Source organism: Paenibacillus sp. sgz302115 (genome assembly GCF_056120445.1).
Genome location: NZ_JBVYOK010000016.1, coordinates 130982 through 145021 on the forward strand (window position 1 = coordinate 130982; position 14040 = coordinate 145021).

The window sequence follows — 14040 nt, forward strand, 5'->3', positions numbered from 1 at the left end:
CTAGAGTATAAGCCTTGCCTAACCGGCAATGCCGTACTTGATGAGATTAATATGGCGACATATTAATAAACCTGGGGTGGTACCGCGAGAATCTCGTCCCCAAGACCATAAGTCTTGGAGGTGGGGTTCTTTTTTGCATTAGTTTAGCTTGATAGCGGTCATCACATACACACAGGAGGGTTCACACATGAATAACAGCACGGAAGCCGCAGCAGCGGAGAATTATTTGGATAAACTGATCAGGGAAGATATAGAGGCTGGAGTCTACAGCAGGGAGATCTGCACCAGATTTCCGCCGGAACCAAACGGTTATCTGCATATCGGCAACGCCTTCGCCATTCATACGAATTACGGGTTTGCGCAAAAATATGGCGGCACCTTCCATCTGCGCTTTGACGATACAAATCCGCTCAAAGAGGATATGGAATATGTGAAGGCCATCACCGAGGACATCGAGTGGCTGGGCTGCAGTCCGGGGGAGCATATTTATTACGGTTCGGACTACTCAGGGCAAATCTACAACAGCGCGCTGGCCTTAATCCGCAAAGGCAAAGCCTATGTCTGCGATCTATCGCCGGAAGAGGTGACTGCCTACAGAGGCACACTGACAGAACCGGGCAAGGACAGTCCTTACCGCGGGCGCTCCGTCGAGGAGAATCTGCAATTATTCGAGGGGATGAGAAAAGGGGCCTACCCCACCGGTTCCCGGGTGCTGCGGGCCAAAATCAACATGGCCTCCCCGAACATCAACCTGCGGGACCCGGTGCTGTACAGAATTATCCATGCGGAGCATTACCGCACAGGGGATGCCTGGTGCATTTATCCGATGTATGATTTCGCCCATCCGATTCAGGATGCCATTGAAGGGATCACCCATTCTTTATGCTCGCTGGAATTCAAGGACCATCGGCCGCTGTATGATTGGGTGATGGAGGAACTGGACATAGAGGAAGCACCTAGGCAGAGAGAATTCGGACGGGTCAATCTGACGGGAGTGGTCACCAGCAAGCGGTATCTGAGAGAACTGGTTGCGGGAAATTACGTTGACGGCTGGGATGATCCGCGGCTGCCCACACTGCGCGGTCTGCGAAGACGGGGCTTCACCCCGGAGAGCATCAGGAGCTTTGTCCGGGAGATCGGCATGGTCAGAAGCCAGACGATGGTGGATTTCTCCATGCTGGAGCACAGCTTGAGACAGGATCTAAAAGCTAGCGTGCCAAGTATCATGGCGGTGCTCAACCCGCTGAAGGTTGTCATCACCAATTATGAAGCGGCAGCTACAGAATGGCTGACGCTTGCCAATAATAGTGAAAATGCTGACCTGGGTGTGAGAGAAGTGCCTTTCTCCGGCGTTGTCTACATTGAGCGCGAGGATTTCATGGAGGAGCCGTCGCCGGGCTTCCGGCGGCTGATCCCAGGCGGTGAGGTGCGGCTGAAAGGAGCGTATATCATTAAGTGCAATGAAGTGATCAAGGATGCGGCAACCGGCGAGATCAACGAGCTGCGCTGCACCTACGACCCTCTGACAAAAAGCGGCAGCGGCTCTAGCGAACGGAAGGTCAAAGGAACCCTGCACTGGGTATCTGCCAGTCACGGCATAGCGGCAGAGGTGTATCTGTATGAGGAGCTGCTGAAGGATAATGACGGTCCCAAGGAGGAAGGCGAAACCTGGGAGGAGTATATTAATCCCGATTCCATGAAGCTGATGAAGCATTGCCTGCTGGAGCCTTTTGCAGCTTCCGCCAAGCCTGAGGATAAATTTCAATTTATGCGCAAAGGCTACTTCTGTGCGGACAATAAGTTGTCAAGCAGGGAGCGCTTGGTGTTCAACCGTATCGTTCCGCTGAAGGATACGTGGAAGGGCAAGAAATAAAATTTTCTCATGAAATGAACTTGAAATGCTAATACTATAAGTTCATATGCTCAACATATTTTCTTCACATTTCCTTCCTATAATGAAGCTCAGAACCCTGAATTCTGAAGGAGGCAAAGTGATGAACTGGTCCTGGTTAATTGCACTGGTCTGTCCGCTGATGATGATCTTTATGATGTTTGGTATGCGTGGAGGACATGGACACGGGCACGGCGGGCATTCGCGGCGGGAGCCGAAGATGGAAGAGCTGCAGCAAGAGCTCAATGAGCTGAAAGCGCAAAATGAAAAAATGCGGGCAGATATTCACAGCATTACTTCTTAACGGCATGAAGGAATTAGGCACGAACCAGCATCGGGCGAGCGTCGGGGAATGACCCTGAAGCTCGTCCGTTTGTTTTGAAATAAGCATCTGAACATAGGCCTCACTTTGTGGGGCTTTTTTTCATATGAATAAGAAAGCCCACAAAAGCCTATAAGTGATTGCATTTTCTGCAATAGAATTCCCATGACACTGCGGATGTTTTGCATTCTGCTGTATTTCGTGCAATGGATTTCCGGGATTTCTGTTCAAAAATGAGCTTTTGGCGGAAATCTGCTGCACAAAATACAACAGTTCCTGTTTATTAATTGATTTATAGCCAATCTGTTGTAGAGAGTGCAACAGATTGCGGCTCGCTCCAGGAATAACCAGTGAATGGCAAGCATCCACACTAGGTTCCAGAGTGCCAATTATTTGTTTGCGCAAATCCATTTACATTTTTCAATAAGCGGATTATAATAAAATTAAATTAAAGTTGCACCAGGGAAACTTTCGTGTATATAGACAACTTTTCCGGGCAAGAGGAGGGATAGAAATGATGGAGCAAACTGTAGCAGCAGAAGCAACTCCAATGGTTCACAGCCGTAAAAATAGAATTTCAGCACAAGATGTGCTAAATGGGGATGTAAAAGGACTCAAGAGGCTCCTTCCTTTCCTGGGCCCGGCTTTTATCGCTTCCGTAGCGTATTTGGACCCGGGGAATTTCGCCACTAATATTACAGCAGGCTCGAAGTACGGGTATTTGCTGTTATGGGTTATATTCGCGTCAAATCTCATGGCTGTGCTTATCCAGTCGTTGTCTGCCAAGCTTGGCATTGCCACCGGCAAAAACCTGCCGGAAGTGGCGCGGGAGAGATTCCCGAAGGGCGTATCCATTTTCTTGTGGATTCAGAGTGAACTGGTCATTATCGCCACTGATTTGGCGGAATTTATCGGAGCGGCCCTCGGCTTGTATTTATTGTTCGGCATTCCGATGCTGCCAGCCGCACTGATCACCGCAGTCGGTTCGTTCGCCATTCTGGAGCTGCAGCGGCGCGGCTACCGTACACTGGAGGCGGGAATCGCCGCGATGGTGATGATGGTCGTGCTGGCCTTTACGTTCCAGGTCATTATGGCGAAGCCGGATGGCGGGGCGGTTGTTGCCGGAATTTTCACTCCGCAGTTCCAGGGTGTGGACAGCATCCTTCTCGCTGCAGGAATACTCGGGGCAACTGTGATGCCGCATGCGATTTATCTGCATTCCTCGCTGACACAGAGCCGTGTCGTCGGGGTTGATGATCAGGAGAAGAAGCAGATTTTCAAGCTGGAATTCATTGATATTCTTATTGCGATGCTGATTGCCGGTGCGGTCAATATGGCGATGGTAGTGGTGTCTGCCGCGTTGTTTTTCAAAAATGGGCTGGTGGTGGAGGATCTGGATGTTGCCTTTCAGCAGTTCAGTCATCTGGCAGGACCGGTTACAGCAATTTCCTTCGGTCTGGGACTTCTGATCGCCGGGCTTTCCAGCTCGTCGGTAGGGACAATGGCCGGTGATGTGGTCATGCAGGGCTTCATTAATAAAAGAATCAATCTCTACCTGCGGCGGGCGATTACAATTATTCCTCCGCTGGCGATCATTGCCTTTGGCATTAATGCTACAAGCGCACTGGTGATGAGTCAGGTAGTGCTCTCGTTCGGGATCGCTTTTGCCCTGATACCGCTGGTGATCTTCACCAGCAACCGCAAGATTATGAACGGGCTGGTTAACCGCCGGATCACTACGGTTCTGGGCTGGATCATCTCGGCGCTGGTCGTATCGCTGAATCTGTTCCTCGTCGCAGAGCTGTTCATCTAAAAGCAAATAACGGGACCCTCCTGAGTAGGAAGGCCCCGTTATTTATTATCAAGCTACTGCTTCACGATATCCTGTACGGCTTTGTCGAGCTTTTCCAGAAGCTGGTCACGGTTTACTTGGCCGCCGAGATACTCCTGCATCGCAGCGCCGAAGCCCTGAGTTACGCCGTCAGGGAACATATCCCAGTTCCAGCCGAGCGCGTTAGCGGATTTCTCCTGTACGGCAACCGCGACCTGACCGATATCTGCGGCGTCAGTTTGAATATTGGTTTCAGCCGGGATGAACTTGAATTCTTTGGTCAAATATTTTTTGCCGGTTTCCGAGCTTACCAGCCAGTTGAGGAATGCTTTGGCTTCTTCAGGATGCGCGGATTTGCTGTTCACAATATAGTTGTTAGGCACACCTACGAGAATCGTTCCTTCTTGGTCGTTGATTGGAAGCGGAAGGAGGCCGAGATTCATCGCCGGATCAATTTTGTCGATATCGCCTTGCGTCCAGTTGCCCTGCATCATCATGGCCGCTTTGCCGGAGGCAAATTCAGCAACCTGAGTAGCGTAGTCGGTAGTCATTTTATTATCCTGGGCGTTGTCGAAAATAACATCTACCAGGTCAAGCCATTGCTTGAATACGGCATTGCCTTTGATGGTTTCTGTACCGGCTTTGACATCTTCGATGAATTTCTTCGGATCGGGCTGGTGAGCCAGACCTACGTTAACCAAGTGAATTCCCATCGACCACCATTCATTGGTAGCTTCAAACGGGGTGATGCCTGCGGCCTTCAGTTTGGCTACTGCGTCTTTCAGCTGTGGAAGTGTTTTCGGCTCTTCGGTAATGCCTGCTTTCTTGAACAGGTCTTTGTTATAGATAAGCCCGTAGCCTTCAACGTTCATTGGCATGCCGTATAGCTTACCGTCTACCGTTGCCGGAGCTTTGGCGGTTGGAAGCAGGTTAGCCGCCCAAGGCTCACTGGATAAATCTGTAGCACGATCCATATAAGGAACCAAGGCAGTATAGCCGCCATTATTGAAAATTTCCGGTTCAGCGCCAGAAGCGAGCTCGGCCTTAAGCAACGCACCGTAATCTTCACCGCCGCCGTGGGTTTCCACTTCTACCTTAACGCCGGTTTCTTTCTCATATTCTTCGGCCAGCGCGTTCAGCTGCTCGGCAATTTCAACCTTGAACTGGAACATTTTAATCGTTACATTCTTGGCCGGGGCTGTGGTAGCTTCGGGTGACGCTGCTCCGGCATCCGGCGAATTGGTAGCGTTTCCACCTGCGGCGGAATTATTGTTGCCGCTATTGCCGCAACCTGCGATAATAAGTGTGCAAACGATTGCGATAATAAAAGCAAGCTTTCTTTTCATAGTATAACCTCCCTGGTCTAGTGGTTCCTACACCTTGATCGTAATGCAAATGCCAATGGACTTACACTTAATATTTTGCTCGAAAAAGTGGATATTGTTGCAAAGGGCTTATCCCTTAATGGAGCCGGCGGTGACACCTTCAACAATATAACGCTGCAGCGACAGGAAAAACAAGAGAATCGGCGTAATCGCCATGACCAGGCCTGCCAGGGCAAGGTCCCACTTCTTGGTGTACTGTCCGAAGAACTTGGTGACCGCCACAGGCAATGTGGTCAGATCCTTGTTCCCTCCAATAACAAGCACCGGCAGCAGGTAATCGTTCCAAATCCACAGCGTGTTCAGAATAATGACGGTGACGATGATCGGCATCAGCAGCGGGAAGACGATGCGGAAGAAAACCCCGTACGGACTAGATCCGTCGACCCGGGCCGCCTCCTCCAGCTCTATGGGAACCGTCTTGATAAAGCCGTGGAACAGGAACACCGACAGCGGCATCCCGAAGCCGAGATAGCAGGCCACAATGCCGTACAGCTCTCCGCGTATTTCCAGTAAGCTGGTGACCCGGACCAATTGCAGCATCAGGGACTGGAACGGAATGATCATTGCAGAGACGAGCATCAGGAACACAAAGGAATTGAACCGCGACGGTTTTCTGACGATCTGATACGCCGCCATTGAGCTGAACAGCACGATTAGGATCACACTTAGAAGAGTGATTTGCAGGGAGTTCCAGAACGCCTGCGGGAAGTTGATCGCATCCCACACCTTGGAGTAATTATCCCAGTGGAATACCTGCGGGAAGGATGCGGCATCAATAAGAATATCCTTCAGCCCCTTGACGGAATTGCTCAGCACAAGGTAGAACGGGGACAGGAACACTAGAGCCAGGAGAATGGCGGCGATTTCCAAAATAAAATTGTTAAGCCGGTATCTGCTGCTGTGCATTATGCCGACACCTCTTTTCGTTTAGTAAGCCAGACCTGTGTGACGGTAATCAGCGAGACGGCGAAGAAGAAGAGCAGCGCTTTAGCAGTGCCGAGTCCGTACCGGTTGTTGACCAGCGCTTCCGAATAAATGTTGTAGGCCAGCGACTGGGTCGAGGTTCCCGGTCCGCCTTTGGTCAGCGACAGGTTGAGATCGAACATTTTGAAGGCATTGGAGGTTGTCAGGAACAGGCAGATGGTGATAGCCGGCATAATCAGCGGAACATAGACGCTTTTGAACAACTGCGGAGCGCGTGCACCGTCGATCTGGGCCGCTTCGATCAGGTCCTTCGGAATCCCGGCCAGCGAGGCAATATAAATGACCATCATATAACCGGCGGTCTGCCATACGAACACGATAACGAGTCCCCAGAATCCGGTGTTTGGCGTACCCAGCCAAGGAAGCTGAAAGAAGGAAAGCCCGGTAATTTCGCCGATGGTGGAGAAGCCTTTGGTGAAAATAAACTGCCAGATGTAGCCGAGCAGAATTCCGCCGATCACATTGGGCATGAAGAAAATTGTGCGCAGCACCTTCTTGGTCTTAAGCGACGTCATGAGCAGGAAGGCGAGCAGGAGTGCCAGGACATTCGCGGCAATCACGGATACCACGGTAAAACGCAGGGTAAAGACCAGCGATTCCCAGAACTTATCGTCATTTGTGAAAATCCGTTTCCAGTTGGCTGCGCCGGTCCAGACTGCTTTGTCCAGATCCAGCCCGTTCCAGTTGGTGGAGGAATAATAAAAGCCGAGAACGAAGGGAATGACCACAATGGTCAGGAAGAAGAGCAGACTGGGCCAGAGGAAAATGATTTGCTGTCCCCAGCCTTTTTGCAGGCGCAGAGCTTTTCTCATATGGAGTCTCCTTTGTATAGTTAATCTAGCGGTTCACACCTTCATTATAGAAAGGCCCGCGAAGCACCAACACTCAATTTGATGATGATAAAAGTGGATTATATTGCAGCGCTTTGATCGCACAATGTTCAGCGGATGCTTCCGAAGCGAGTTTTGCTGCAAAGGGTTTTCGAAGAAGCAGATTTTCCGCAAAACTTTAGGAGGAACAACGCATGTTCAGAAACAGCATCCGAACCCGGCTGATGGCGCTTGTGCTGTTGGCTTCGGTTATTCCGTCGGCCATTTCGGTTACGTTCTCATACCTCTATACCAAGCAATCGGTCACCGAGCAGTCCGTGAAGCAGAACACGAAGCTGCTGACGCTTGGGGAGGCCAATCTCAGCAGCTATTTCAGCGGAATGAACCAGCGGGCCATGTCGCTGTACAGCGGAATCAATGTTCCAAGCTCCTTCTATACAACCCTGCTTACCGCCAAAAGCCAGGATCATGTTCCTGCAGGCACAACCGTTCCGGATAACCGGGCTATTATCTCCACCCAGCTATACAACCTGTTCCTCTCGGACAAAAACACCTTCCAAATCCACCTGTATGTCCGGGCGGCTGGGCAGTCTAACCTGCTCCTGGGAGGATATTTCCGCAGAGAGGTGAACAGCAGCTACGCCCTGACGGAGCACCCGGAAGGGACGTACCGCCCTTATATCGAGGTGACCCATATGGACCATCAATACGGGGTGAAGTCCGGGTTCCCGAATTTGAAGCCGGGAAGCGAGCCGGTATTTACCGCCCATTTTCCCATCTACCGTACACCTAGCTCCGATGTTCTGGCTGATCTGTCCATTGATTACCGCCTCGCGGAGCTGGAGGGAATCGTCAAGTCCATGTACAATTCGGATACGGAACGTCTCTATGTGCTGAATGAGCAGGGACAAGCGCTGTTTGCCTCCGATCCGGACTGGATCGGCAAGCCGGTAGTGGCAGGCTGGAGCCGGCTTCCGGGGGATCAGGACAGCGGCCATTTTACCTGGAAGAAGGATGGCTTCAAAGGGATTGTAATGTACCGGCACATTGCCGACCCGTTGTTCAAGGGCAGCATTATCAAGCTGGTTCCCTATGAGGATCTGTATGGCGATGCGAGAATCATCACCCGCTTCAATACCGGAATCGGCGTGTTATTCCTGCTGCTGGGCGGAATCACCGCGGTCCTCATTTCCATTGGCTTCACCAGACCGATCAAGAAGCTGATCTCCTTCACCCAGAAGGTGCAGATCGGCCAGCTTGATGCCCATATGGATGTTGAGCGGGAGGATGAATTCGGCCTGCTGACCCGCAAAATCACCGGCATGACCCGGACGATCAACGACCTGATCCTCAAGGAATACCGTCTGGAGCTGGCGAACAAGACCAACCAGCTCAAGGCGCTGCAGGCCCAGGTCAATCCGCATTTTCTGTACAATGCCTTGCAGTCTATCGCCAGCCTGTCCTTGCGCTACAACGCGCCGAAGGTGTATGATCTCATCTATTCGCTAGGCAGCATGATGCGTTATTCGATGAATACGGAGCGGACGCAGGTACAGCTCCGCGACGAAATCGAGCATGTACAGAATTATCTTATTCTCCAGACGGAGCGGTTCGGCGAAGAGAATCTGCGCCTTGTTGTCGATGCTGAAGAAGAGGCGCTGGAGGTAGTGGTGCCCAAGATGATCCTCCAACCTATCGTGGAGAATATCTTCAAGCACGGCTTCGCGGACGGCATCCGCGAGGGGATGATCTTCATCGGCTGCGCACTGGACAAGCAGGGAAGGTTAATATTAGCCGTCAAGGACAACGGCAAAGGGATCGAGCCTGAACGGCTGGCCGAAATCACAGCCGGACTTGACAGCAGCGGCAGAACGGAGCATGAGGAGATCGGGCTGTACAATGTGCTGGCCCGGCTCCGCCTGCAGATGAGCAGCGAAGCGCAACTGGTGCTGCGGGATAATGAGGATGGAGGCTTAACAGTTACACTCATTATTCCGCTGGACGGCGATTACTAACACAAAGGAGCGGCAGGCAATGAAGGTGCTGATTGTAGACGATGAGAAGCATGTGCGGGAGGCGATCCGCTATTTTGTTCCGTGGGAGAAGCATAATATTACCGGCATTTACGAAGCGACCAACGGGCAGGAAGCGATGCAGATTATGCAGGAGCAGCAGCCGGCCATTGTGTTCACGGATATGCGGATGCCGCTCATGGACGGAGCGGAGCTGCTGGAATGGCTGCACAGCCATTATCCGAATACGAAAACTATCGTGATCAGCGGCTATCAGGATTTCAATTACGTGAAGCCGGCAATCGTATACGGCGGTACGGATTATTTGCTGAAGCCCTTGAACAGCAAGCAGTTGGTTGCCGCCGCCGAGCATGCCTTCAAGCTGTGGCTGGAGGAAGAAGAGGAGCGGCAGCAGGCGCACCGCCAGAACATGCGGCTGAACGAGCTGCGTCCCCTATACTGGGATAAGGTGCTTTCGGACTTGGTGGCCGGACAGGCATCCTTTCAAGAGCTGAGATCATCGCTGTGTGCGGAGCTGGGGATGCCGGAGACGGCGGCAGAATGCAGAATAGCCGTCCTCACGCTTCAAGGGGCTGACTGCCGGCTGCTGCAGAGATTTCATGGCGATGTGGGACTGACCTCCTTCGTGCTGGCCAATGTCTGCAACGAGGTGCTCTCGCAGAAGAAGAGCGGTTTTGCCTTCCGCAGCTGGCAGGCCGGGGTCGATCTTGTGATCCTGTTCTGGACAGCCGCCGCGGAAGCTGACGAAGAAGTGCGCCGTATCAATGAATCCATAGGGCAGACCTATGGTGTGCAGTTAGATATCGGGCTTAGCCGGGTGAATGCTTTTCCAGACGGGCTGCAAACGGCCTTCCGGCAGGCGCGGCAAGGTCTGAACGAGCGGAATCTGCTCCAGCGGGAGGGGCGTATTCATCCCTATCGGGAACATCTGCATAATAGTATGCCTGAACAAGACTACGCGCCGGAGCCGCTGCTTGACAAGCTTGGAATAGCCGTTCTTTCCGGCGATGTGGAGAAGATGGAACGGGTGGTGGACGAGTGGGCTGAGCAGCTCGGCAAGCTGATCTTACTTACCGAGAGCAGCCTGCTGCGGCTTCAGGAAGAGATTGCTTCGGTGCTGAAGCGCTGGCGGCCGGAAGAGGAGATCTCACTTGAGCTTTGCTATGACAGTGAGGGGCTGTTCTCCGTGGCGAATTGGCGGGGGCAGCTCAAGGCGCTGCTGCAGCACTTGTCCAAAGGAAATGCCCAGTCGCCGGACAGCCGGCTTGTTCTGGAAATCAGGGAGTATCTCAATCAGAATTATGCGCAGGATATGACGCTTCAGCATATTGCCGAGCGCTTTTTTATCAGCAGGGAGAATGTCTCGCGGAAATTCAAGCAGATTACGGGGGAGAACCTGTCCGATTATTTAGCCGGCCTGAGGATAGATAAAGCCAAAACACTGCTGCAAAATACAAATCTGCGGCTGTCGCAAATTTCGGAGCTGGTCGGCTATGAGGATGAGAAATATTTCAGCCGTGTCTTCAAGAAATCCACCGGACAGACGCCGCGTGAATTCCGCAAGCAGGAAGAAAAACGGTAATGGAATTCCCTTAATTTTTCCTCGAATTCATTTCAGTTTTCCCCGGCGTTCGACCGATATAATGGTATAGGTATTTGTACATATATTCATTCAGGGGATTCGGGAGGACAGGGTATGGAAAGGTATTTAGGCAAAAAAGTTAAAAATGACTTGATCAATTCCTATGGAGTAACGGTCATCCCTGCAAATAGCATTCTGAATGAAGAACATCTGGAGCTCATTCGCAAGCAGAAAATTGATATTCTTGACATTATCTTTGTAAATGAGGATGGGCAGGGGCCTTCCTGCCGGGAGATGGTCTACAATGCAGTGAACCTGTCGAAGGAGTTATTTGAGTCCGTCCGGATTTCACGCAAGGTTCCGCTCGCGGATATCCGCAAGGATGTAGTGCCCGCTGTTCAGGAAATAGCCCGCAATCCGGATATCTTTGCCTTGTTCCATGCGATTCAGGGGAAGGACGACTATACCTATCAGCACAATATCGGTGTGGGGGTATTGTCCACGCTTATCGGCAGATGGATGAATATGGGCGAGGCCGAGCTGTCGGTGCTGTCGCTGGCCGCAACCCTCCACGATATCGGCAAGCTGAAGATTCCTTCCGAGCTGCTCAATAAGCCGGGCAAGCTGACTACGCAAGAATACGAATTGGTCAAAAAGCATACCATCCTGGGCTACGAAATGCTGAAGGAGACCACAGGCGCGAACGCTCATATTACCCTGACGGCGCTCCAGCACCATGAACGAAATGACGGCAGAGGATACCCGCTTGGTCTGAAAGACGAGCAGATTGATGCCTACAGCAAAATCGTTGCCGTGGCTGATATTTTTCATGCGATGTCTTCGAAACGTCCTTATCATGATCCGGTGCCCTTCCATATCATTGTCGATCAGATGAGAAGGGGAAGCTTTGGTGCGCTTGATCCGCAGATTGTCTCGGTATTTCTGGAGAATATTGTGAAGCGGACCGTAGGCCGTGAGGTCATTCTGACCGATGGTCGGGTAGGGGAAATTGTTTATTTGAACCCCCACGATATTGAAACCCCTTTAATTAAGATTGATGAAGAGTATCTTGACCTAAGCAAGCTGAATTCGCTTAAGATCAAAGAGATCAGTATTGAGTAGGCTTAACCACTGAATTTATCTAAAATCATCCGCCAGCCCCTCCGGGGGCTATATTTCTGCCTGTTTCCACGCTTCCTCCAGCAATATAACGCTCAGCGTCACCGCTTCCGAAAATACACCTCTGTTCTGAGACCGTAAACGTCTGTATAATTATTACATATTAGGGAAACCGACAAAGGAGTGCCGACGTGATCAGACCGAAATTATTTATTGGCTCCTCCAGAGAATCCATCCGCTATGCACGGGCGGTTCATGAGCAATTGAAGCGGGAAGCCCAAGTGAATCCGTGGTATGCGAGTGCGTTTCGGGCAAACGAATATACGATGGAGGCGCTGGAGCGGAACCTGGATGAGAGCGATTTTGCCGTATTCATCTTCTCGCCTGATGATGTAGCCAGAATCCGGGGTAAATATTATTATGTCACCCGTGATAACACTCAGTTTGAAATGGGGCTGTTCTGGTCGAGACTACGGCGCAGCCGGGTCTTCTGCCTGCTGCCGGATCAGTTGCCAGCCCGCAGCGATCTTATTCCCGGAGAGAATATCGAAGAATATCATCTGCTCTCCGATTTATCAGGTCTTACACCTCTGGAATACGAATGGCAGCATGACAATCCGGTGGCTGCCGTCGATGTCAGCTGCGGCAAGATTATCGACAGCATTCAGGAGCATGGAAGCTTCAGTGATCCGCTGAAGGAGCTGGAGAAGCTGAAGCATGAGCTTAGGCGGAAAGAAAGTATCCTTCATTTCTTTTGGCAATATAATAGTAATGTGACCACTCCTGAAGAGGGGGAGAAATATCAGGCACTTAGCGAAGCTATTCGCAATTCCTTTATGCCTCCGAGGCAATGCCGGGTAATCGGTGCTGCGATGTGGCAGGCCCGCGAGGCAGAAGGTCTGGTGCAGGTTGGCGGAAATGTGGGACGCGGGCATGTTTATCCTCTTTCATTGACTGAAGAGAAGGGGATGCGTCCGGGAGTGATGGAAGCTTTTTTGACTAAGGAATGGACCTTTTTTCAGCGTACGGAAGTTGCGGAGGTATACATCCTATGCTATCCTTTAGGTGAAAAGCATGTCCTTTCTGTACATTTTTCGGGGAGCGACGGATTGTCGGCGGATGATCTTACCGAGGTCGTGTCGTACAACCGGGATTTGTTCCGTACCGTCAATCATTTAGTGGGAGGGGACTAACACTATGAAGAATATGAAGAGTGCAGTAAGTGTATCCAGTGCGGTCCGCCGAACCGCAAACGGCAGCGGCAGCAGTGAGGGCAGTAAGAGCCGCTCGAAGCGCAAGGCAGGGGCCGGAAGGCCGACCAAGCTATCTCCATCATCCATCAACGTATACATTGCGCCTTCACTGGAAGGCGGAGACGACGAATACAAGAAGCTCGTCAGCGGGAAGGTCGACAACAACAAGCCTTCATTTGCTTAGCTGAACAAAGGGTCCCCGGATTTCCGGGGACCCCTTTTTTTTGTATAGGTAACTATGATTTTCGCTCTTGTAGATAAGATGTGTATAAAGTTGGGGATAAGCTGCTATTGGTCCCAATTTCCTTAGGACAAATGTGTTCCGCTTTGCGTAAGGGGCTTGGAGGTTATGGTGCCCGGAGTGATTTCAGCTGGAATGTGGCGAATCGGCCGGATTAGGTGGAATTTTTCCTACAAGCGTTTGCTTTGGAGCGGGAGGGGATAAAATTAAGTTTCCTTTTTCCACCTGGGTCTGTTCTTAAAGTACAAGTTGGCTCCAGTACTCCACAAACTCAAAAACGGTTACACTATCCAGTTAAGGACGGTGGAGCCGTTTTGTTCGAATTATGGCAGAAATGCCGTTATTGGGTCCGCGTAGAGTGGTTTGCTTGGGAATAACGGCAGAAACGCTGTTGTTGAAGCCGTGTAGAGTGGTTTGTTTGGAAATAGCGGCAGAAACTCCTAGGCCCCCTAATGAAACTGGAGAGTTGCCCCCCAATTTATTACACTGAAAGAAGAGGGAGGCGAGTTTCATGAAGAAGAGAAAAGCCTATGAGGAAATCCGACTCGAGATTGTGAAAGAAGCACTCT

Annotated in this window: 11 protein-coding genes and 1 other annotated feature (1 of these 12 running past the window's edge); of the genes, 8 read left to right on the plus strand and 3 right to left on the minus strand. The window is 51.3% G+C overall.

The window, feature by feature from the left end; all coding sequences use genetic code 11:
* Positions 1–104, plus strand: a binding site (T-box leader) (it extends 161 nt beyond the left edge of the window).
* An 83-nt stretch (positions 105–187) separates the two neighbouring features.
* The 3 genes from AC0LWN_RS24495 (at position 188) to AC0LWN_RS24505 (ending at position 4026) form a co-directional block, all read left to right on the plus strand.
* The gene (locus AC0LWN_RS24495; RefSeq protein ID WP_474669970.1) at positions 188–1873 is read left to right on the plus strand and encodes a glutamine--tRNA ligase/YqeY domain fusion protein; all 1686 of its coding nucleotides are present in this window, start codon (positions 188–190) and stop codon (positions 1871–1873) included.
* A gap of 121 nt (positions 1874–1994) precedes the next feature.
* Entirely contained in the window at positions 1995–2195 is a 201-nt protein-coding gene (locus tag AC0LWN_RS24500; RefSeq protein ID WP_474669972.1) for a DUF2933 domain-containing protein, read from the plus strand.
* Between the two features lie 568 nt (positions 2196–2763).
* Positions 2764–4026, plus strand: coding sequence for an Nramp family divalent metal transporter (locus AC0LWN_RS24505; RefSeq protein WP_474669992.1), 1263 nt, complete (start codon positions 2764–2766; stop codon positions 4024–4026).
* Between the two features lie 53 nt (positions 4027–4079).
* Here the strand turns inward: AC0LWN_RS24505 and AC0LWN_RS24510 are convergent, their stop codons facing one another.
* The 3 genes from AC0LWN_RS24510 to AC0LWN_RS24520 form a co-directional block, all read right to left on the minus strand.
* Positions 4080–5390 carry an ABC transporter substrate-binding protein gene (locus AC0LWN_RS24510; RefSeq protein WP_474669974.1) on the minus strand — a complete coding sequence of 437 codons (1311 nt, stop codon included), beginning with the start codon at positions 5388–5390 and terminating at the stop codon, positions 4080–4082.
* A 108-nt stretch (positions 5391–5498) separates the two neighbouring features.
* Positions 5499–6335 (minus strand): carbohydrate ABC transporter permease, encoded by an 837-nt coding sequence (locus AC0LWN_RS24515; protein WP_458966325.1) that lies wholly within the window; start codon positions 6333–6335, stop codon positions 5499–5501.
* Positions 6335–7225, minus strand: coding sequence for a carbohydrate ABC transporter permease (locus AC0LWN_RS24520; RefSeq protein WP_019908347.1), 891 nt, complete (start codon positions 7223–7225; stop codon positions 6335–6337). The genes AC0LWN_RS24515 and AC0LWN_RS24520 overlap by 1 nt, the downstream gene beginning before the upstream one ends.
* A 212-nt stretch (positions 7226–7437) precedes the next feature.
* Between AC0LWN_RS24520 and AC0LWN_RS24525 the strand changes: the two genes are divergently transcribed.
* From AC0LWN_RS24525 to AC0LWN_RS24545, 5 genes are all read left to right on the plus strand, one after another.
* The gene (locus tag AC0LWN_RS24525; protein ID WP_474669977.1) at positions 7438–9258 is read left to right on the plus strand and encodes a sensor histidine kinase; all 1821 of its coding nucleotides are present in this window, start codon (positions 7438–7440) and stop codon (positions 9256–9258) included.
* 19 nt (positions 9259–9277) lie between these two features.
* Entirely contained in the window at positions 9278–10858 is a 1581-nt protein-coding gene (locus AC0LWN_RS24530; RefSeq protein ID WP_474669979.1) for a response regulator transcription factor, read from the plus strand.
* 114 nt (positions 10859–10972) lie between these two features.
* Positions 10973–11980 (plus strand): HD-GYP domain-containing protein, encoded by a 1008-nt coding sequence (locus AC0LWN_RS24535; protein ID WP_474669981.1) that lies wholly within the window; start codon positions 10973–10975, stop codon positions 11978–11980.
* Between the two features lie 188 nt (positions 11981–12168).
* Positions 12169–13170: a TIR domain-containing protein gene (locus AC0LWN_RS24540; RefSeq protein ID WP_474669983.1), complete on the plus strand. Its 1002-nt coding sequence runs from the start codon at positions 12169–12171 to the stop codon at positions 13168–13170.
* 4 nt (positions 13171–13174) lie between these two features.
* Positions 13175–13414, plus strand: coding sequence for a hypothetical protein (locus tag AC0LWN_RS24545; RefSeq protein ID WP_474669985.1), 240 nt, complete (start codon positions 13175–13177; stop codon positions 13412–13414).
* Positions 13415–14040: the final 626 nt, after the last annotated feature.